The sequence below is a fragment of the Candidatus Borrarchaeum sp. genome, assembly GCF_019058535.1.
In the GTDB taxonomy this organism is placed as follows: domain Archaea; phylum Asgardarchaeota; class Sifarchaeia; order Borrarchaeales; family Borrarchaeaceae; genus Borrarchaeum; species Borrarchaeum weybense.
The window spans coordinates 1-19,183 of sequence record NZ_JAHPYX010000085.1 but is presented as its reverse complement, the minus strand read 5'-3'; the positions used below and the strand labels follow the sequence as shown (position 1 = coordinate 19,183).

The 19,183-nt window shown below is 34.6% G+C and carries 24 protein-coding genes; 9 read left to right on the top strand and 15 right to left on the bottom strand.

The genetic code is table 11. The annotated features are described in order from the left end of the window. Positions 1-295 precede the first annotated feature (295 nt). Both QVB70_RS04825 and QVB70_RS04820 read right to left on the bottom strand, forming a co-directional pair. A complete protein-coding gene (locus tag QVB70_RS04825) occupies positions 296-1,612 on the bottom strand; it encodes a hypothetical protein (RefSeq protein ID WP_287583940.1) in 1,317 nt (438 codons plus the stop codon). After that, positions 1,612-3,270: an AAA family ATPase gene (locus tag QVB70_RS04820; RefSeq protein ID WP_287583938.1), complete on the bottom strand. Its 1,659-nt coding sequence runs from the start codon at positions 3,268-3,270 to the stop codon at positions 1,612-1,614. The genes QVB70_RS04825 and QVB70_RS04820 overlap by 1 nt, the downstream gene beginning before the upstream one ends. Positions 3,271-3,505: 235 nt before the next feature. Between QVB70_RS04820 and QVB70_RS04815 the strand changes: the two genes are divergently transcribed. Continuing rightward, a complete protein-coding gene (locus QVB70_RS04815) occupies positions 3,506-3,910 on the top strand; it encodes an EVE domain-containing protein (RefSeq protein ID WP_287583936.1) in 405 nt (134 codons plus the stop codon). A gap of 10 nt (positions 3,911-3,920) precedes the next feature. On the opposite strand, the gene QVB70_RS04810 is transcribed toward QVB70_RS04815, so the two are convergent. From QVB70_RS04810 to QVB70_RS04800, 3 genes are all read right to left on the bottom strand, one after another. After that, complete coding sequence (locus QVB70_RS04810) at positions 3,921-5,555, bottom strand: hypothetical protein (protein ID WP_287583934.1); 1,635 nt, start codon at positions 5,553-5,555, stop codon at positions 3,921-3,923. Positions 5,556-5,578: 23 nt separating this feature from the next. Continuing rightward, a complete protein-coding gene (locus QVB70_RS04805; protein WP_287583932.1) occupies positions 5,579-6,454 on the bottom strand; it encodes a DNA methyltransferase in 876 nt (291 codons plus the stop codon). Between the two features lie 191 nt (positions 6,455-6,645). After that, positions 6,646-7,116, bottom strand: coding sequence for a hypothetical protein (locus QVB70_RS04800; protein ID WP_287583930.1), 471 nt, complete (start codon positions 7,114-7,116; stop codon positions 6,646-6,648). A gap of 173 nt (positions 7,117-7,289) precedes the next feature. On the opposite strand from QVB70_RS04800, the gene QVB70_RS04795 reads away from it, so the two are divergent. The 3 genes from QVB70_RS04795 (at position 7,290) to QVB70_RS04785 (ending at position 8,934) form a co-directional block, all read left to right on the top strand. Then, the gene (locus QVB70_RS04795) at positions 7,290-7,934 is read left to right on the top strand and encodes a hypothetical protein (protein ID WP_287583928.1); all 645 of its coding nucleotides are present in this window, start codon (positions 7,290-7,292) and stop codon (positions 7,932-7,934) included. Positions 7,935-8,480: 546 nt separating this feature from the next. Continuing rightward, complete coding sequence (locus tag QVB70_RS04790) at positions 8,481-8,684, top strand: hypothetical protein (protein ID WP_287583926.1); 204 nt, start codon at positions 8,481-8,483, stop codon at positions 8,682-8,684. After that, positions 8,674-8,934: a type II toxin-antitoxin system RelE/ParE family toxin gene (locus tag QVB70_RS04785; RefSeq protein WP_287583924.1), complete on the top strand. Its 261-nt coding sequence runs from the start codon at positions 8,674-8,676 to the stop codon at positions 8,932-8,934. Before QVB70_RS04790 ends, QVB70_RS04785 begins: the two co-directional genes overlap by 11 nt. A 79-nt stretch (positions 8,935-9,013) precedes the next feature. Here the strand turns inward: QVB70_RS04785 and QVB70_RS04780 are convergent, their stop codons facing one another. From QVB70_RS04780 to QVB70_RS04765, 4 genes are all read right to left on the bottom strand, one after another. After that, positions 9,014-9,592, bottom strand: a complete 579-nt coding sequence (locus QVB70_RS04780; RefSeq protein WP_287583922.1) for a hypothetical protein — start codon at positions 9,590-9,592, stop codon at positions 9,014-9,016. Between the two features lie 292 nt (positions 9,593-9,884). After that, entirely contained in the window at positions 9,885-10,082 is a 198-nt protein-coding gene (locus tag QVB70_RS04775; protein ID WP_287583920.1) for a DUF2283 domain-containing protein, read from the bottom strand. A gap of 58 nt (positions 10,083-10,140) precedes the next feature. After that, positions 10,141-10,359, bottom strand: coding sequence for a DUF2283 domain-containing protein (locus tag QVB70_RS04770; protein WP_287583918.1), 219 nt, complete (start codon positions 10,357-10,359; stop codon positions 10,141-10,143). A 65-nt stretch (positions 10,360-10,424) separates the two neighbouring features. After that, complete coding sequence (locus tag QVB70_RS04765; protein ID WP_287583916.1) at positions 10,425-10,619, bottom strand: hypothetical protein; 195 nt, start codon at positions 10,617-10,619, stop codon at positions 10,425-10,427. Positions 10,620-10,781: 162 nt separating this feature from the next. Between QVB70_RS04765 and QVB70_RS04760 the strand changes: the two genes are divergently transcribed. Both QVB70_RS04760 and QVB70_RS04755 read left to right on the top strand, forming a co-directional pair. Further along, positions 10,782-10,997 carry a hypothetical protein gene (locus QVB70_RS04760; protein ID WP_287583914.1) on the top strand — a complete coding sequence of 72 codons (216 nt, stop codon included), beginning with the start codon at positions 10,782-10,784 and terminating at the stop codon, positions 10,995-10,997. Beyond that, on the top strand, positions 10,997-11,233 hold the full coding sequence (locus QVB70_RS04755; RefSeq protein WP_287583912.1) for a type II toxin-antitoxin system HicA family toxin: 237 nt from the start codon (positions 10,997-10,999) through the stop codon (positions 11,231-11,233). Before QVB70_RS04760 ends, QVB70_RS04755 begins: the two co-directional genes overlap by 1 nt. A 142-nt stretch (positions 11,234-11,375) precedes the next feature. Here QVB70_RS04755 and QVB70_RS04750 read toward each other — a convergent pair whose 3' ends face one another. Both QVB70_RS04750 and QVB70_RS04745 read right to left on the bottom strand, forming a co-directional pair. Further along, positions 11,376-11,654 carry a DUF2283 domain-containing protein gene (locus tag QVB70_RS04750; protein WP_287583910.1) on the bottom strand — a complete coding sequence of 93 codons (279 nt, stop codon included), beginning with the start codon at positions 11,652-11,654 and terminating at the stop codon, positions 11,376-11,378. Continuing rightward, positions 11,630-11,980 carry a hypothetical protein gene (locus QVB70_RS04745; RefSeq protein ID WP_287583908.1) on the bottom strand — a complete coding sequence of 117 codons (351 nt, stop codon included), beginning with the start codon at positions 11,978-11,980 and terminating at the stop codon, positions 11,630-11,632. The genes QVB70_RS04750 and QVB70_RS04745 overlap by 25 nt, the downstream gene beginning before the upstream one ends. Positions 11,981-12,073: 93 nt before the next feature. Between QVB70_RS04745 and QVB70_RS04740 the strand changes: the two genes are divergently transcribed. Continuing rightward, positions 12,074-12,367, top strand: coding sequence for a hypothetical protein (locus QVB70_RS04740; protein ID WP_287583906.1), 294 nt, complete (start codon positions 12,074-12,076; stop codon positions 12,365-12,367). 134 nt (positions 12,368-12,501) lie between these two features. Here QVB70_RS04740 and QVB70_RS04735 read toward each other — a convergent pair whose 3' ends face one another. Beyond that, a complete protein-coding gene (locus QVB70_RS04735) occupies positions 12,502-12,843 on the bottom strand; it encodes a cupin domain-containing protein (RefSeq protein WP_287583904.1) in 342 nt (113 codons plus the stop codon). Between the two features lie 125 nt (positions 12,844-12,968). Further along, on the bottom strand, positions 12,969-13,286 hold the full coding sequence (locus tag QVB70_RS04730) for a hypothetical protein (protein ID WP_287583902.1): 318 nt from the start codon (positions 13,284-13,286) through the stop codon (positions 12,969-12,971). A 150-nt stretch (positions 13,287-13,436) separates the two neighbouring features. On the opposite strand from QVB70_RS04730, the gene QVB70_RS04725 reads away from it, so the two are divergent. Further along, entirely contained in the window at positions 13,437-13,808 is a 372-nt protein-coding gene (locus QVB70_RS04725; RefSeq protein ID WP_342766543.1) for a DUF433 domain-containing protein, read from the top strand. Between the two features lie 29 nt (positions 13,809-13,837). Here QVB70_RS04725 and carB read toward each other — a convergent pair whose 3' ends face one another. Together carB and carA are read right to left on the bottom strand one after the other, a co-directional pair. Further along, complete coding sequence (carB, locus tag QVB70_RS04720) at positions 13,838-17,146, bottom strand: carbamoyl-phosphate synthase (glutamine-hydrolyzing) large subunit (protein ID WP_287583900.1); 3,309 nt, start codon at positions 17,144-17,146, stop codon at positions 13,838-13,840. After that, entirely contained in the window at positions 17,146-18,309 is a 1,164-nt protein-coding gene (gene carA, locus QVB70_RS04715; RefSeq protein WP_287583898.1) for a glutamine-hydrolyzing carbamoyl-phosphate synthase small subunit, read from the bottom strand. Before carA ends, carB begins: the two co-directional genes overlap by 1 nt. 324 nt (positions 18,310-18,633) lie before the next feature. On the opposite strand from carA, the gene QVB70_RS04710 reads away from it, so the two are divergent. Beyond that, on the top strand, positions 18,634-19,183 hold a 550-nt coding region (locus QVB70_RS04710; protein ID WP_287583896.1), incomplete at its 3' end, for a LysE family transporter.

Genomic DNA, 19,183 nt, shown 5'->3' with positions numbered 1-19,183 from the left:
AGATAGTGAGAGCGGTATTTGATAAAGTGTCGTTTAAAATCGCTTTTGATTTAACTAGAGATCTCTATTAAACAGAATTAGGGAAAGAGAGGTTTTTGTTACAAAAGAAGCTAAAGAGTATCTTTAGATTTGCAGTGCTCCGATTTGAAGGTATAAATTCCACTCAAAAGTATCTATTGGATGTTTCATAAAACCTCATATTTTATTACGAAAGGAAATTGAGTAAGCGCTAGTTCAAAGCAGATAAAATGTTTTTCCGTACACATGGCAACTATACGGCCTATAATTTAGCGTTTTAAGCCATTATCTCTCCAAGTGTATTATTTAGTTTCTCTAATATTGTTGATGGGGATTGAGATGGATGAAGATTGATACACACTATCCTCTTTGGATTTTGACATCCGAAATCTGTTAAGTTTTCCCAGACGTCCTTCAGAGAATGATCTTTAGGTTGTGATCCCACAAATAAAACGCTTCGTTCCTCGACTTCTGCGACCTTTGAAAGGTGTGCATATACCAATAACTGGTTCATAATGCCCGAATTTATCTTCCATTTACCTGATTCGGTTTTTTTCCAGAAATGGCGGTTTTTAACTTCTATTAAAAACCTTTTTGAGTCATATGCAACTGAGATATCAGGTCTTCGGAATAGTATTTTATTATGTCGCTTGCTTATCCAGTTCGTTTTGTACTTGTGTTCATGTTTAATTATCAACTTTCCACCTAGGGCTACAAATACGGAATGAGCATGTTCTAACTGATAGATTTGAGTTTTAAACTTATTTGCTAGGGCTTCTAAGACTTTATAAAAGATCCATATTTGGTATAATCGATCTTCATTTTTCGATTCAAAATAGAGGAGAAGTTCATCTCTTAAAGTTGCACTTGGAAACGCACTAAACGAATAACTTCTTTGCCATTTTTTAAAAAATGTAATGAGGGCCTTATAATATCTATGTGAATGTGTTGATATTTCTTGTTGCTGTAATCGTTGTAAAACGGATTTAAAAAGCATATTTAAACCTGTTCTTGTCGTTGGAATCTTTTGAAGTGCTTCTCTGATCCAACGACTCATTATCATTTCATTTGACATACTTTTTATGTCGTGAACGTAGTCTTCTAATTTCTTTAAGAACGTCTCATCTGCTTCCGATTTTAATTTATCAAAGAAACGACTTACGAGAAGTTCTGAGCAATATAGAATAATTGATCTTAGTATAACTGCAGTCAATACATTTTCTGGAGTGATATTGGTTCTCCTAAGAGTATGACAAACGACGAGTTTAGTTCTTTCTTTTTGATTTCTGATTTCGTTCCTAGTTTCTTTTCTGTCTATGTCTCCAAAAATAGAATTTTTTCTGACTGATAGAAGATGTTCTGTGCCAGAAGAGTGTCTCTTATCCAGGCAGAGTATGATTGAAAACACATGGGAAAAACTCTGAATCAACCGTTTTAGTGCACTTAGGTCATGTTCCCAGTAGCGAATTTGATGGCCTGTACATAAACGAAGTACTTTTGCGATTTCAAGGCCTGTAATTTTCGAGAAACGCGGAATAAGGTTTTGAAGATCTATAAACATCGTTTTTTTATCGCAGTCTTCAAATTTTTTCATCATTCTTCTCCTTTAAAATCAATTAAGCCTTTCTTAAGAGTGTCTCTTAGTCGTTTGAGTTCATCTAGGAATTTGGGAACCTTAAAACTGAAGCTTTCTTCTCCTTTCTGAAGCGAGTGATTATAGATTTCAAGATCTAAGCGGTCAAACTGTAGAAGAATTAGATCTACAAGTGCATTATCTAAAGCTTCAAAGGGTGATTCAATATGTTCATCAATCCATATCTCGTAGAACAAAAATTTCGCAATATCAATACTCGTAGCAGTCCCAACTACTCTTACAGATCTTATACTGTTAATGAACTCAAGATATGATTTTAGAGCATTTTGGAACTCTAAATCATTCCAATGTGCGTCAAAAGATTTAATATCATACAGCTCACATTCTTTGGTTAAAAATAACTGAGTTCTTTCCTTCATGATTCTAATTTCTTGTTCCTTCTCAGGACAAGGAAGTTCTACAAAGGCAAAACGTCGTCGTAATCCATAAGAAAGTTCTGTGAGAAGCGATCTATCATAATCATTCATTGTTCCAATTATCCGAAATTCTTTTGGGATGGGCACTACAGACCCATCATCAATGCCTTCAGGTTGTTCTCCTGGTCTAAGAGGAATTTCTCCATGATCGATCGCCATAAATAATTCTCCAAAGGCTTTATTCATATCTGCCCTGTTGAATTCATCAATCAGAAGCCACTTTTTATACTTGATGGCCTCTAAAACATAGCCATTTCGGAATTTTTCGTTTAAATCTATTCCCCCAATTACCTCGAACCTTCCCCAATCATAAGTCGCTACAGCGGTAATGAAATCCTCATTTCCGCATATTTCTTTGCCTTTATAACGTAAAATACGTTTTGCTAATTCAGTTTTTCCCGTTCCTGGCGGTCCATGAATTATAACATGTTTTCCAAGGCTTAAGTGAGTCAAAATTCGCGACACAATTTCTTCATCGATAGCAAGAGTTTTTCCATCCTCTTTTCCCAATATTCTCTCAACCAGAGATATTTCCTCAATTTCAACTTCTATAGCACTATCTATGACTGTATCACTCAATTCGTCTTCTAACAACTTGTTTTTTGCCAAAGAATTCAATTCTTCAATAAATTCTTCGGTTGAATTAGGTTGAAGACCAACTTTTTTTATATCGTCATATTTCTCTTCAAGAATCTTCTGAAGATAATTGCGAAGTACGTTTTCTCCAGCAGTATCTTCTTGATCTTTTAGTTTGAAATAAGATAGATTAAGATGAGGTTGATTCTTAAGACCAGGAACCTTCTTGCTTTGTGATCCACCTAGAGAGCCATCTGATCTTCTAACGCGATACATATCTTCCCAAAATGGTTTTTCAAATTTAATAAGTGGTTTAATATAAACGTAATTTTCCCAATTCCCCGGCCATAGTAATTTACCATTTTCATCTAACGTCGCTTCATCAATTCTAGTAATCACAAAAATCCCCTCAACGCCATATGGAGGATCCCTGGATTCATCTTTCCCTCGTCTCAGCAAAAGAATTGATCCACGTTTAATCCCTGAAGTAAATCGACCTCCTGTTGAAGTGGTACCCCCTGGCTTATCACCTAGACACATATTTCTCATACATATTTCCCAATTGCTAGGCCTAACATTTGCAATTACGAAATCGTATTCATTCATATATTTCACCAAACATTTCCTTTACTTTTTACGAGAAATTGTTTTTGGAAGTTTGTATTTTACCTTACTATCTATACAAAAGTTGTTTACCTTCACTATCTATACAAAAGTTGAAAAGAAGTGAAGAAAGTATTTTCAAGCGCGGCTTTTAATAAAGCCTATATAGTCGTAATGAATAAGTAGTAGATAAATCTAGCTGTTTATGATCAAATACACTCGAAGAGAGGTTGATTGTTTGAAAAAATTCTTTATTTTTGTCACAGGAAGGGATAATGCAGAAATCGTCGATAAAAAAGGTATCTATGGTGTCTCAGATCGACATAAGAAAGCCATCAATAAAGTAAATGTGGGTGACAGTGTTTTATTGTATATCACTGGCGAAAGTGTCTTTTATGGGGTTTACGAAATCAAATCAGAGTTATATAAAGATAATAAAAGGGTTTTTAAATCTAGTATAAGGATTATCTTTCCCTTTAGGGTCAAATTAAAAAGAATAATGAAATTTACAAATTCAATTCAAATTAAACCGCTTGTTAACAAGTTAAATTTCATCAAAAATAAGGAAAAATGGTATAGTAATTTTTTTGGTCAAGCAGTAATTGAAATCTCAAGAAGTGATTTTGAAATCATCCATCCTTAAATAAGAAACATTATTCAATTATTTCTGTCTGCCTTACCATCTCAGGATTTAAATATAATGGATCAAACCTAGTACATAATTCAGCTTTTAAACCACTTCTAACGTCTTCTCCTAGAATACCAATGTGTTTAAGTATTGCTGTTGTTTTGTTGATATTTGTATGTAACAGACATTTAATGAAACATGGAGCCAATATTTCAACTTCATTCTCATTTTGATATTTGAAAATCTTAACATATTTATTTCTTAGATCATTTCTAGAAAAGATTTCAATAGGGATTGTCTTCGTCCAAACATCAAAAAACTCATTATATCTTTCTTGAAACGGTTCTCTTTGTTCGTGACTCGTATAAACATCTTCAAACATTCTGCTTTCGTCTCCTCCACAAAAACAAAAGTCAATTTTATCTTCACGTGGGCAAGTTGCACATGCATTAGGTCGTGGTCTTGCCAAGTTAAGTTGAAACCTGGGAATTGTAGCTGTCCTTTTGAAAAGCAGCATTTCGGTTAATAGAAGTGGGTTTTGTTTTAGACCAATTGTGATAACATGGGCAAAAACTGGTGTGTCACTACCTGCTTCTTGGGATGCTTGAGATATCCATCCAATAAACTCCTGAATGCTTTTATTTGAAGAAAGGAAAATCTTCAGTAAATTGGCGACAAAAAAACCGAATTCACTTTGTTGATAAAGAATTCCTTGTTGAATAGAAGGTAACATTTCTCTAAAATGATTAATTTTTTCAATATCGTTGTTCCCAACAAGCTCTCTGTCTAAAATATGGAAGAAACTCTTCGCCCTGTCAGAAACCTCATAATTATCATTGATCAATTCCATATCAATTAAATCAGCGATATGCTGTTCAATATTACTTATCCCCGCTGCCATTTGACCAGCTTCTAATATTTGAGAAAAAATACGAGCTTCTTCTATTCCATTTTCTTTATATTTCTCTTGATTATAAAAAATATGAAGAGCAATAGATAAATTTGTTAGTAAAGCGATTCTTCTTTGCATAAAAGGTTTCCCGTAAAGAAAAGGTAAGACCCTTTTCTTCAAATGAAGATCTCTTAAGTATTTATTGAAGTAATTAAGAAGCTTAGGATCGGCCTTTGTTTGAATTGAATCTTCAAAAATGATTTCTCTATTATTGGAATTATATGGTAGGATACCGTAACCATTGTTTTTGAGGTCAATTACCATACTCTTAAACTCTTCTGGTAATGCTATAAATGATTTGTTTACGACCTTGCCATGACCTATTACTTGAAGGAAACCACGTTTTATGCTGTCAACGGCATCTCCTTTACACTCAATTGCCCATGTTTCTGAGTACGCATCAGAAAGATGATAAACATGAGACATAATATCAGGTGTTAAGCTATGATTATCCCATGGTATGGAAAAATCTTGTACTCCTAACCAATGTTTTTCCAAATACTCGCTACTAATTCCAAATTCATTCTCAAGACTTTGAACAAGATCGTTTTCATTCTGATTTGTTTCCAAAAAGTCGCATGCAGCATTGAAGGTAAGCCGATCGATCCAGAAACCAATATCCATTCTGTGCTTTTCTTGATTCCAATCTATTTGTTGGTCTATAAGCCATTTTATAACACCACAAGAAACTTCACCTTCCGCCGTCATAGGGACAACCTCCAAGAAAGCATTTATTCAGGCTTTCTAAATATTAATATAAATTGGTGATGTACATTTGGAACATAGTCAAAAGGATAACCATAAGGATAAAGTGTTTTGCTATCTTGAACTAATATATTTGCTGCTTTTAAAATAAACCCAAGTTCACAAATTCTTTGAGCCAAATCAGCATGATACATGATAAATCTTTGACGTATTCTGAAATCAGTAATTATGACACACATATACTTCTTTTTCTTTAGAACTCGATAACACTGCGCGAAAATCCTTTTTAGTTCATTTAAGAATTCGCTGTATTCTGTAATATTCCCTAAATCTGCTTCATGTTCACTGTATTTAGTTGGTAGCCCCTTGTTAATTCTCTCTTGTTTGCTTTTATGATCAACTGCTTTTCTAAGTATTTTCCAATAAGGTGGACTAGTTACAATAAAATCAAATTCATTGTCATTAAAGTCTTTCATCTTTTCCCTCGCGTCGCCATGAATAATGGTTTGCGTTATTCTCTCCTCCTTATTTATTTGATCTAGCTTGAGTTGTGAAGTAACTAATTTCACCCTTTTTCTAGCAATTTCAACCCATTTATTAATTAATTCTATCCCGATCCCATGTCTATCTTTATTATAACAAGCTATAAGGGTACTACCAACACCTAGAAATGGATCTAAAACTTTATTTCCCCTTTTTGTAAAAAATAAAAGCAATTCTTCAATATCAGATTCAGCAAAAGTTGCGGGATGTTGAATTTTTAGCTTATCTCTTTGTGGTGGTTGACTATACCAAATACTTTTTGTTCTTTTAACCCATTCTTTACTTGTTAAATCGTTTAAATCATTTCTTGGATCGATTTCATTTCTTGGCTCACTATCATTTTTCTTTTTTAAAGTCAATGAATTTCCGTCCTTTATATCTATAATCTTTGGAAAAAATTATGTCAAAGACTATTTAAATTATTTGGACTGAATAAAAAGCTTTATATGATTTTATATTTTCAAGAAAAATCAGTATGCCCTTTTTTTAGACTTGGTCATTAGGTTTTTGCTATTAAAAACATCTAAAAAGTCTGTTATTTTGAATTATGTCACTTTTTTAACAGAAAATTTGTAGTCCAGACATGGGGTTGTCCAGTAATTTCATAAGTTGGTGGGTTAGTCCATTCTTGCGGGTTTTTAAGAAGCCATATAAAAATGGGAGACTTTTTTTCTTTGTGAGAAGTATGCCATGGGTAAGCATTCAAGAATTTTTCTTTAAGCATAATTTCTTTTCCTTCACGTGTTTTGAATTTTTTTAATCTCTTAATTTCTGATTGTGTCGTTTTTAATACATCAACGAGTTCAACTGTTCCTACAGCGACGCCTAAAGGATATTTTGCAGTATTGATATTTCCCTTTGGGTACAATTTCTTATCTGGTGTCTTTGTCGAAAGAATAATAATTTCACCCCTATTTGCAGTCTTTCTTTTTCTAAAAAGAACCGGGAAATCACCTTGAACAATTTTTGATGCGAAGGGTTGTCTTATTAATAATCCTTTCCTATTTAAGTCATTTCTCATTTTTTTCCCTGCAATTTTTTTGAGGATATTCTTCTAGTGTTAAATCTAGAAACTTAGCTAATTTGCAGCAATTTATGTAATTATAAAATCTAAGATTTAATGCTTTCTAATTTAATAATTTTTATTTATTATTTACTATAACTAGATACAAAGATTTCATTAGGGAGAAGGTAATGCCAATCTCTGAAAACACTATAACAAAATACCATGGTGTAAAAATCACTTATGAAATGAAAAACAGAGCAAAAACTGAAGCTGAAAAACGTGAAGCTTTCATCAAGCATCATTTTATACAAACGGATCATCTCTATAGCTTTCAGGAAATTATGATGATAGGATTCTTTGGTGAATTTGCAGCGAGGATTTTATTAGACTTGGACTGGAGAACGGGTATTAGACCAAATTATGAGACTATTGATTCAAATGATATCTTGATAAACAAATTAGTTATTGACATAAAGACTGAATCTATTCCTGAACGTTATGTGTGGGATGTAATCACTAAGAAGATAAAATACAATGAGTATTATGGCAATCGATTATATCACGCTGGTCAAAAGGATCTTATTGCAAAATATGACATAATCTTCATGGGAACCGTAATTCGTGAGGACAATTTCAATGACATAAATGCTTGGTTTCCTATTGGCTGGATATATGCGGAGAATATTCAGAAATATCCTTGTGGAAAAAAAGGACCAATACACTGGATGACACGTCACCGTATTCAATATCCATTTGCTGCTTTTCAGATACCAACATACCACCTAAGAGGACTTGATGAGTTGAGAGAGTTTATCCAAACTCCAAAATCTTGATTCAAAGCAAATTATCTTTGATCCACAAAACTTGCATCACAAAAATACACTATTGATTAATATTTTTGACATAGGCTATTTGAAAACAACTTGCTAGAATTTGTAATTGTTTTCAAAGATTCTTTAAATAATACTTAATAAACTAATAATCAATAAAAAAAGCGTTATAATTAAATTCTAAAAATAATTTGAAGTCTAATCTTTAATTGTAAATTTAGCTGTTTTTCAACGCCTTAACTAAACATAATTCGTCTAAGACCACAAAATAATCATACTCTCTCGTATAATTATTATGAATAAAAAAGATTTGTACTGATAACATCAATTACGTGAAATCAATATTATGTGTAATTCAAAAGAAGTCGTCAGGGAGAGAGTTTAATTATTTTTTCGGGGGTTACACGTAACAATTCTGTAAAATAATTTAATTGATATGGTGGCAAATTAAGTAGAACATTCTTTTCTCAAGAAGCGAGATGTATTTTGAACAACAAAAAATTGTATAAATAAAAGGGAGTTATAATTAACTGGAAGGTGTGTAAATTGGTGGCAAAAGATGATGTGGCTATGATACTTAAAGAACTAAGAGAGATACGGAAAGAATTGGAGTATATAAAAAGTCACATGCTTGACAGAGATAGTATTTTAACAGATGAGGAAGTAGTATTTTTGAAAGAGGCAGAAAAAGAATTTGAAGAAGGAAAAACGATTAAACTTGAAGATTTAAAGAGGGAAATAAGTGAGCTATGAGCTGCATTTCAGCACTAGAGCCCGTAAATATATTAAAAAACTTAATAAGAACACGCAAGGTCGAATAATAAGAGGGCTTGAATCTTTAGCTGAAAACCCTTACCCTTCAGGCACTCGAAAAATAATGGGTAGAAAAGAGAAATTATTTAGGATGCGAGTAGGAGATCACAGAATTTTATATGAAATTTATGAGGACATCAAAACAATATTAATCGTCAATATTGATAAAAGATCAAGGGTGTACAAGTGAAAATATCTTAATTATATTCAGATTTTCGATTTTTTCTTAGATAGGCTTCTTTTCTTTAATTCGTTTGTCGTTCTAAGGTTCACTCTTCCTTAAACTCGATGATATCCTCGCAGTAGGGGTCTCCCCATGGCATTGCCTTGGTTAGTTTGCTATTTAGCTTAGGATTAATTTTCTTGATTCTCTCTTCAGCATATATTTTATGGCTAGCACCGCAAGGGATAAACGCAGGATCTACCTCCCACTCTTTATACCTTTCCATATACGGACACTTAGTCCATCTGACTACGACTCTTTCTGGAGTTTTTTCGACATATTCAAACTCCAACTCAGGACCTCCGCATAATGTTAAATTAACGACGGCTAAATTGCAGTACTCGATTGCATTCTCTACTGGTAAATTAAACGTTTCTTTGACCCAGAGAGCACTCTGCAAAATGCCCTCACCATATATCTTCACGTTCATCTCTATCCACTTTTCTGCGCCTAATACAGGCGCGATAATCCCCTCATCCTTAATCATTTCAGGTGCAGTCTTCTTCTCACCTTGCAACACTGCGATACCGAGGAGATATTTAGCGGTTATTGCCCATCGCCTCTCAGGAGGTATCTTTTCCAATAACTCCTCTATTCCCTTTTTCTTCTCCGATAATTCCACCATTCCTATTCACCATTTTTCGAACTTCTATTTATAATCTGAAGAATATAGTATGTCCTTTGTATTTTTTATATTTTCAATTTAAATTGAATTGACAAAACTAAAGCACTATTGGTGCAGCGTAAGACAACAACTAAGTAACAGAATGCCAATTAAACGCTTTATGGTAGAATATCAACTATTAATCAATAATTCACGCAAATCAATAATTTCATTAAATCTTCTTATCAGAGACGAACTGCAAATTAAATGACATTGAAAAGGTCTCAAAAACAATAGACGAAAGAAAGTGCATTTAATGTTGTAGACGTTTTGAAAAACTCAATACAGACAATCCTATGACTTTATTGTCTTTATAACGAATAATAATGTCTTTATCTGTCAATTCAGAGTCATCAGCTGGCTGTGAATGCCCAAAACTGATGTAAAGAACGTCTCTTTCCTTATCATATGAAACATCTACCTTCTCGATATTTTCTATGATCGTTTCCATTTTACTCCTCTCTGAAGGATCTTTTCTGACTCTGTTTCAATAAGAGTTGTGACGGAAACTATATTCCACTTTCAATTATTCCCTCACTCTTTTTCTGCATAGCGATTTTGGTTGTTTGAGCTAGAAAATCACTTGCGTCAAGAATCTCTAAAACTACGGGTTTTCCTTCTTTTGTAAAGTGGACTATTATTCCACCTACTTCTTCGGCGTAATCAATTCCTTCGCCAGAAACCTCTATGGTAAGAATATCTACTTCTGAATCATATTTTATTTTCATATCTTGTTCTCCTTGCAGTAATCAGACACTTACATGTTCAAAAAAAGAAACGAATTTGATATTCGTTAATTCTTCTTTTCAAAATCTTTTGCTTTTTTAACAACATCGTCTAGACTTAAATCTTTTGTTTTCTCTCTGAGTTCCTTTACTGCATCTCCCATTCTTGGAGTTATTGCTTGCAGATAAATTAAGTATTCTTCGGCACTGAGTTCCTTCCTCAAAATTTTAAAAGCCTTTGTTACGACATCTTCAACATTCATTTGAAGACCTCAGTTGGATTTTTAATAGAAATATAATTTGATAAGCGTTTGTTTTTATTCTTATTATGCGTTTGAAATCAAATGGATTATAATACTAACTTACGTCGTTATCACAATAGAATTAAAAAGCAAGACTATAAAATATAGGGCAAGGTGAAAAGCGTGAGACAAATCAAGATAATTGTTGAGAAACATCCAGAAGGTTATGTAGCATATCCTCTCGGGTTAAAGGGTGTCGTTGTAGGTGAAGGCGATACTTATGAGGAAGCATTAGCTGATATCAAATCTGCAGTCAAGTTTCATATAGAAACCTTTGGAGAGGATGCTTTTGAAACAGAAGAGATCATTGAGACTTTTATAGCTGAAGTGATCGTATAATGAAGTTTCCAAGAGATGCTCCCAAGCGAAAAGTCGTTAAAGCCCTGAAAGCTCTTGGATTTAGTATTATCCGGGAAGGAAAACATATATCTATGGTTAGAGAGAATCCGAATGGCACAAGGACGCCTCTCACCATGCCAAATCACAATAAAATAAAAGGATCTACTTTGAGGATAATTTGTAGGCAGTCAGGAATCAAAAGAGAAGAATTTCTGGAAGCATATGAAAAAGCGTGAATTGATTATATTTTAGTCCTAAAGTCATCAATAATTCAGGCATTCATTTTAGAAGTAATAAAAGATATGACAAAAATACATAAAGTGTGCTGAACTTAACTTAATTGAAAAAATATTCGTATAATCATTTTATAAGTTTAGATTACTCTTTAATGAAGCGTTTTGCATTCATTATCGTTATTCCAACGATTTCTTCTTTCGAATTCAATGCTAGTAGAATATAGCCCAACTCATCTATTGGCTCATTATCTACTGCATCAGATGAAAGATCAAATTGTGCGTACAAAACATCGGCTTCAGGGTCATAAGAGACACTAACAATTTCTTTTTGACGTATATTGGCAGGGAGTAGTTCTGAAACAGAATCTAATACTTTGAAAGGGTCAATAGCCATTCTTAACTTTGATATACTATCTGCCATTTTCGAAACCTCCTTTTCAATCGTTTATCACTCATTACGAATGCTGTAATTATAAATCCATCCTTTTTAGAAAGTTCTTTATAATGAACAATGAGATTTTCAGCAAGGCCTTTTTCGCGCAATTCTGGAAAGACCTTCAGTGCTGCGAACTCAAATTCCTTTTCTGGTGCAGAATATATTCTGTAAGGCCGCTCTACAGTTAATAAGATTTGATCTTGAAAATCTTTTAATTTTGGATGTCTTTTGAGAATATGTTGCCATTGAATGGCTGTAAGCCTTATGGGAACACGTTTAATAGATTTAACAATACGAATTATTGATGTCATTAAATAACTCTCAGCGATATTATTGATAAATGTAAGGGAGCCCTGTGTGAAAGTGAAAAAAACATTTAAAGAGAAGTTAAGGACGCTACAGATATGGCCATAACTACGATTAATCCACAAAAAATCATTCAAAAGATCGAAAAGACTTTTGAAATTAAATTACCACATACTATATTTGATTTAAGATATGATTTCACTTCCGATGTTCTGGGTATTCGATTCCGCGAGTATTCGGATAGTATAAGTGATGCTATAGACGAAGAAGGAACAATTATTGGTATATATGATGTTAAAACTGATGAAATCGTAGGATTAGAAATTCTAACCCTCCGTATGCATCTAAAAGAATGGAAAATTGATAAAGTAACTCCTTCAAAAGGAATTTGAAGTTTTTACTGTAATTTATCTAAATCGCCCACTGCTTAGGTTACTTTTTGAATAAATCAATATTATGTGCAATTCGAAAGAAGTCATCATCTTACGAACATGCTTAGGATTTTTGTCTATATCAGTTTAAGAAATTAGAGTATCGGCGGAACAAAAACGTCATACGCCAGAAAGTCCTCTTCGATGTCATAAATACGATGCTTTGTGTTCTTTGGAACTCTAACAAAAACCCCAGGTACAAGATCAAATTCACCGTCTCCCTCGATGAACATCTTCGCTTTTCCCTTCAAAACGTATATGATATCATCGGACTTCTCATGTACATGTTCAACAATATCTCCGCCTTTTGGAACTAATACAAGATAGCACGTGACATCAGCATTATCCTTTTTCTTGGATAACAGAGGTTTTATTTTGACACCTTTCAACATTGGATGTGGTTTCCATTCAAGATCTTCTAATTTGGTATAGGGCACTATGATCACCACCATTTCCTAAATCTTAATTTGTTAAAGTTAATTTAATGTGCCGCTATTATTTATAAAAGTCTGAGAAAAAATGAAAAGAAAATTAAGAGTCTGATTTAAGATTGAACCGAGAGCTAAACTTCTAGTTTTGCTTTGACGTCATAATGTTGAGATTTTGCATCAAATCTAGAAAGTAGGGCTCTTGCTTTTGGTGGTACAACTGCGACTTCATAATCTTCGCCAGCGAAAGACCGAACTGCATCGATTGAGTCAAACCACATAATTGTTACGAACTCTATTTCTTTGCCGAGATTACGACGTAGTAGATGAATGCCCCTATAGCCTGCAATTTCACGGTTGCTAATCCAGGTAAAGATTTCATTTTTCAAAAGTGACTCATAGTCATCGGCGTTTTCCGGTGTCGTCCACCCATGCCAAATTCGGCTTATCATTTGTAATTAACCTCTTTTCTTTTATCAGTACATATAACTTATAAGCAAAATATTTATGTAAAGTTCTTTTATTTGAACTTATTAAAGAGGTATGTTTTCTAAAAAAGATTTTCTCATAATATATCGAGGATAAATTGGTGAAACGAAAGGATAATAATAGATCCCAAAATTCTCGCAGGGAAAGCAATAATAAAGGACACTAGCATAAGCGTTGACATTATTCTGGAACTTCTTGTAAATAGAACGACTTATGAACAGATTCTGGAAAAGTACCCACAATTAGAACAAGAAGATATCTTGTCTGCAATTGAGTATTCAATGGAACAGCTAAAACTTAATCCTCCTGAGCTAACGACTAAAGGTTTTTATTATACTTTAGAAGACGAGAAAATCAAAGAATATATGAAACTTACTACTGAAGAAAAATTAAAATGGTTAGAGGAAATCAACGAGTTTACGGAAATGGTTTTGAATGAAAAAGAAAAACAGTTCCGCAACAAATTACGTGCAGCTGAAATATAATGTTAAGAAATATACCGAAATAGAGTAAATTATTGAATCACTCGGAATCGGGTTGGTTTTACTTTTTCCTTTTCATCGCTATGGTATTCATTGAGTGAGAGTATCGTTCCGTCTTTTAACATTAACTCGTTTAACGCATCGACAAAGGCTTCAGATAACTCGACAGTTGTTAATATGGGAATACCAAATTCTACAGCTTTTCTTCGCATCGCATATTCGTCTTCCAACATCAAGGAATACTTTTCTAGGGTTGTTGACTGTGGGATGTTAATAACCAAATCAATCCTTTGATTTATTAGGTAATCAAGAATGTTGGGTTTTCTATGTTGTTCACTGATTTTGTAAAGAGTTTCCACGTCCGAAAGCCCCTCATTTTCAAAAAACTCTGCTGTATCTTCGGTAGCTAAGATATTATACCCCATTTGCATCAATTTTTTAGCTATTGGGAACAATTTTTGTTTAAGTTCAAGACCACCAACAGTGATGAACACGTTTCCATTCTGCTTAGGGAGTTTAAATTCCGCACCTTCAAGACTTTTTATTAATGCATCACCAAAGGTTTCTCCAAAACAAGCAACTTCTCCAGTGGAACGCATTTCAACACCAAGTATCGGATCTGCGTCTGTCAAGCGTGTAAAGCTAAATTGTGGAGTTTTAACCACATAAAAGTCAATAGGTGGTGTATCAAGAGCGCCTAATTCTCTTAATGTCTTCCCTTGGAGTACACCAGCGCTCAATTCCATAAGATTTACGCCTCTAGCCTTTGAAACGAACGGCATTGAGCGAGAAGAGCGCAAATTGCATTCAATAACTAATAAATCGCTATTTTTCACAAGATATTGAATATTGAATGGTCCGAGAATCTTCAGAGCTCTAGCTACTCGTATTGTATACTCCTTAATTTTTTCAGTTATTTCCGTAGATAGAGTAAGTGGCGGAATGGACATTGTAGCATCGCCTGAATGAACTCCCGCCCGTTCGATATGCTCGATAATTGCTCCAATAAACACATCGACGCTATCTGATACCGCATCAACTTCAATTTCTTTTGCGTTCTGAATAAACTTGGAGATTACAACTGGATATTCTTGAGAGACTGATGATGCCTGCTTCAAAAATGAAATCAATTCTTTTTCTGTAAATGCAACTCTCATTGCAGCGCCTGATAAGACATAAGAAGGTCTCACTAATATAGGATATCCAACATCTTTTGCAAATTCCTTGGCATCATCGAGAGTTATCAAAGTTTTCCAAGCTGGTTGATTTATACCTATTGAGTCTAATAATGCACTGAATTTCGATCTATCTTCTGCACGATCTATATCTTCTGCAGCAGTGCCAAGAATAGTTATTCCTTCTTGCCAAAGTTTATGAGCTAGAGTATTAGGAATCTGACCACCAACACTAACCACTAACCCAGTTGGTTGCTCTTTTTCATTAATTTCCAACACATTTTCAAGAGTAATTTCATCGAAGTAAAGACGATCACTCATATCAAAATCAGTACTAACCGTTTCAGGATTATAATTTACCACGACTGATTCATCGAATCCTTGTTTCTTGAGTCCCCAGACCATGTTCATTGTGGTCCAGTCGAACTCTACACTTGATCCGATCCTGTAACTACCACATCCAAGTACAACAACATTTTTCTTTGTTGGATCAGCTGCAATGAGATCATCCTCTGACCCTCCATACGTTAGATACAGATAGTTTGTGTGTGCAGGCCATTCTGCAGCTAATGTGTCAATTTGGTTAATTACAGGAATTATATTTTGTTTCTTTCTAAGTGAACGCACTGCTTTCTCGGATATATCTAAACAAATGCTAATCTGTTTATCGGAAAAGCCAAGACGTTTTGCTTCTTGTAGTAATTCTCTGATTGTATCCTCATCTTCATTTTCGAGATCTATATGCTTCAGATATACCTCTAAATCAATGATATTCTTAATCTTATAGAGAAACCAGGGATCAATACCAGATAGTCTATAGATTTGTTCAACAGAATAACCACGTTTAAACGCATCAACCAGTATATAAAGCCTCTCATCAGTGGGACGAATAAGTGCGTCTTCTAGAATTTCATCAGATGAATATGAGCTGTTCCCGTTTCCAATAACACCAAGTTTACCGATATCAAGCATTCTAACAGCTTTCTGCAAAGCTTCCTCAAAACATCTGCCAATAGCCATAACCTCTCCAACAGATTTCATTTGAGTTCCTATATGTCGATCTACACGATCAAACTTAGGAAGATCCCAGCGTGGAATCTTAACCACAAGATAATCTAATGCCGGTTCGAAACAAGCAGTTGTGATACCTGTGACTACGTTCTTTAACTCTGGTAGAGTATATCCTACAGCTAATTTAGCAGCTATATACGCAAGAGGATAGCCTGTAGCTTTTGATGCTAAAGCAGATGAACGTGAAAGCCGGGCATTAACTTCAATGACTCTGTATTCTTCTGATTTAGAATCTAGGCCAAATTGAACATTACATTCTCCAACTACACCTAAAGACCGAATAACTCTAATTGATGCAGATCTTAAGATGTTATATTCCCGATTGGTTAGAGTTTGTGAGGGTGCAATTACAATTGATTCGCCAGTATGGACTCCCAAAGGATCAAAATTTTCCATATTGCAGATAGTAATGCAGTTATCATCATAATCGCGCATTACTTCGTATTCTACTTCTTTCCAATGTTCCAGATATTCTTCAATTAGTACTTGATTGATACGAGAAAGGCTTATGCCGCGTTGTACAATTTGTTCTAATTCGTACTCATTTCTGGCAACTCCAGACCCTTTTCCTCCAAGTGTATATGCTGGACGGACGATAATCGGTAGCCCTATCTTCTCAGCTATAGTACGTGCTTCAGCAACTGAATTCACAGCACGACTTTTCGGAACTGGCGCGTTAGCTCTTTCCATAGCTAGCCTAAAGAGTTCTCTGTCCTCGCTTTCCTGGATACCCCTTATCGGTGTTCCTAAGACTTCAACATCAAACTTTTCAAAAATTCCTTGCTCTGCGAGTTGAACTCCGCAGTTAAGAGAGGTTTGTCCTCCAAACGCTAAAAGTATACCATCAGGTCTTTCCTTTTTTATTATTTCAGTCACATATTTTGGCAAAACAGGAAGTAAGTACACTTTACCAGCTAGACTTGGATCAGTCTGAATGGTTGCCACATTAGGATTAAGCAAGACTGTTTCTATATCTTCTTCTCTCATAGCTTTAAGCGCTTGAGATCCACTATAATCGAATTCACCAGCTTCACCAATTTTTAAAGCTCCAGAACCTAGTAACAGGACTTTCTTAATATGGTCAAATTTTGGCATTAGCTCTTAACCTCTATCATCTTTATAAAGCGTTGAAAGAGCCATTCTGCATCATAAGGTCCTGGCTTAGCTTCTGGATGTGCTTGAAATGAACATACGGGAAGTGTTTCGTGTTTTAATCCTTCAACAGTGTGATCATCAGCGTTAATGAACCACAGTTTTAATCCAGTTCCCTCTAAAGAGTCTGGGTCGACGGCAAAACCGTGATTTTGAGTAGTAATATAGCATTTCTTTGTTTCGAGATTAATAACGGGTTTGTTGACACCTCTGTGACCGTACTTAAGTTTGAATGTGGATGCACCAAGGGCTAATGCTAAGAGTTGATTTCCAAAACAAATACCAAATGTAGGTATCTCTTCATCAATAACATGACGTATAGTTTTGATAGTTTCTGTCATAATAGTTGGATCGCCAGGTCCATTGCTTATGAGTACGCCATCAGGTTGATAGGACCAGATTTTTTCAAAAGGTGTATTCCACGGTACTTGAATTACAGAGACACCAAGTTGTAAAAGACATTGAATAATGCCTAATTTAGTGCCAACATCTATCAAAACAATCCTTTTTTTACCCGAAGGGTTGTATATAATCGGTTCACTTGTACTTACTTCAGAAGCTAGATTTCTTTTATTTGGATCAGGAACCTTTTGTGCTGCACCAATTAAGGCATCAAAATCAATTTCATCTGAGCGATCGTATGTCTTAAGAATGCCTAACATTACACCTGTTTTACGTAATTTCCTTGTTAACAGACGTGTATCGATTCCATATATTCCAGGAATGCTTTCTTCTGTTAACCACTGATCTAATGATTTCACAGATGCCCAATGGTGTGGATTATGGCATAACTCATGGATAATTAACCCTTTGACCTTAATTCCTATTGATTCAAAATGAATGGGCAGACCAAACTCATCTACTGTTGAATAAGGAGCAACACCATAATTTCCAACTAGCGGATAAGTCAGGCAGAGAATTTGTCCGTTATAACTAGGATCTGTAAGTGTTTCCGTATATCCTGTCATTCCAGTTGCAAAAACACATTCTCCAGACGTTTCTTTCGATAAAGCACCGAAACCATAGCCCGAAAAAACAGATCCATCTTCTAAAACTAAAACTGCCCTATTAGATTTAATCGAAAAAGTATACTCAGAGGTTTTCACCAATGAATCTCTTCTGTTTAAATCTTTAGTCGCAAAAAGCAATCCCACCAGTAATACTTAGTCTTTGCGAGAGTATCATTATTTCACATATAAATTTTTCGTTAATATTTCTTCTCAATGTTCGACAAAAATTGGTGGCGCTTTGAAGGAGAATATCACATTTTATTGTGTAAAATTGACGAAAGGCGACTAATTTTCAATTTATGCGTCGATTAATCATCTTGCGTAATGAGCAAAATTCTTATAAGCTTCATGGATTCTGGGTAATAAAACTCCTCTCTTTATTTCTTTGAATTTCCAAGGTGTAAAAGCGGAAGTACTATTATGGCTCTAGATCCCCTCTTGATTTTAATTCAATTTGGGCTCGGATTTGTTATCTGCCTTACAGGAGCCATGATTCCAGGTCCAATGTTTGTCGTATTAATCAAAACAGCACTGCAAGAGGGAGAAAAAAGCGGAGCGGAGATGGCATCGTCTCACTTTCTAACTGAAGTCGTACTTATGACTCTTGTTATTATTGGCTTAGGAAGTATCTCATATTTCACATCCTCATCGATTCTAAACATAATTGGTTTTGTTAGCAGTTTTTCGCTCTTTGCATTTGGGATTCTAACATTCCAAGAAACGCGAAAACTTAAACAGATTGAGCAAGAACTTGCTTCTCCATCAGAAGGTGGCCTAGGCGGTTTTAAAACTGGAATTATTTATACTATATCGAACCCTGCTGTTATTATTTGGTGGCTTACAATTGGTATATCTACATTAATTTATACCTACTTAACATGGTCTTTAGTAGGAGTCGTTTTTTGGGGCATCGGACACTTTTTCGGTGATTTTATTTATTACGGTGCGTTAGGCTATGTTATTGCAAGAC

Coding starts and splice junctions, on each gene's coding strand:
- QVB70_RS04825 (WP_287583940.1), bottom strand. CDS start 1,612: ATGAAAAAATTTGAAGACTGCGATAAAAAAACGATGTTTATAGATCTT.
- QVB70_RS04820 (WP_287583938.1), bottom strand. CDS start 3,270: ATGAATGAATACGATTTCGTAATTGCAAATGTTAGGCCTAGCAATTGG.
- QVB70_RS04810 (WP_287583934.1), bottom strand. CDS start 5,555: ATGACGGCGGAAGGTGAAGTTTCTTGTGGTGTTATAAAATGGCTTATA.
- QVB70_RS04800 (WP_287583930.1), bottom strand. CDS start 7,116: ATGAGAAATGACTTAAATAGGAAAGGATTATTAATAAGACAACCCTTC.
- QVB70_RS04795 (WP_287583928.1), top strand. CDS start 7,290: ATGCCAATCTCTGAAAACACTATAACAAAATACCATGGTGTAAAAATC.
- QVB70_RS04780 (WP_287583922.1), bottom strand. CDS start 9,592: ATGGTGGAATTATCGGAGAAGAAAAAGGGAATAGAGGAGTTATTGGAA.
- QVB70_RS04775 (WP_287583920.1), bottom strand. CDS start 10,082: ATGGAAACGATCATAGAAAATATCGAGAAGGTAGATGTTTCATATGAT.
- QVB70_RS04770 (WP_287583918.1), bottom strand. CDS start 10,359: ATGAAAATAAAATATGATTCAGAAGTAGATATTCTTACCATAGAGGTT.
- QVB70_RS04765 (WP_287583916.1), bottom strand. CDS start 10,619: ATGAATGTTGAAGATGTCGTAACAAAGGCTTTTAAAATTTTGAGGAAG.
- QVB70_RS04755 (WP_287583912.1), top strand. CDS start 10,997: ATGAAGTTTCCAAGAGATGCTCCCAAGCGAAAAGTCGTTAAAGCCCTG.
- QVB70_RS04750 (WP_287583910.1), bottom strand. CDS start 11,654: ATGGCAGATAGTATATCAAAGTTAAGAATGGCTATTGACCCTTTCAAA.
- QVB70_RS04745 (WP_287583908.1), bottom strand. CDS start 11,980: ATGACATCAATAATTCGTATTGTTAAATCTATTAAACGTGTTCCCATA.
- QVB70_RS04740 (WP_287583906.1), top strand. CDS start 12,074: ATGGCCATAACTACGATTAATCCACAAAAAATCATTCAAAAGATCGAA.
- QVB70_RS04730 (WP_287583902.1), bottom strand. CDS start 13,286: ATGATAAGCCGAATTTGGCATGGGTGGACGACACCGGAAAACGCCGAT.
- carB (WP_287583900.1), bottom strand. CDS start 17,146: ATGCCAAAATTTGACCATATTAAGAAAGTCCTGTTACTAGGTTCTGGA.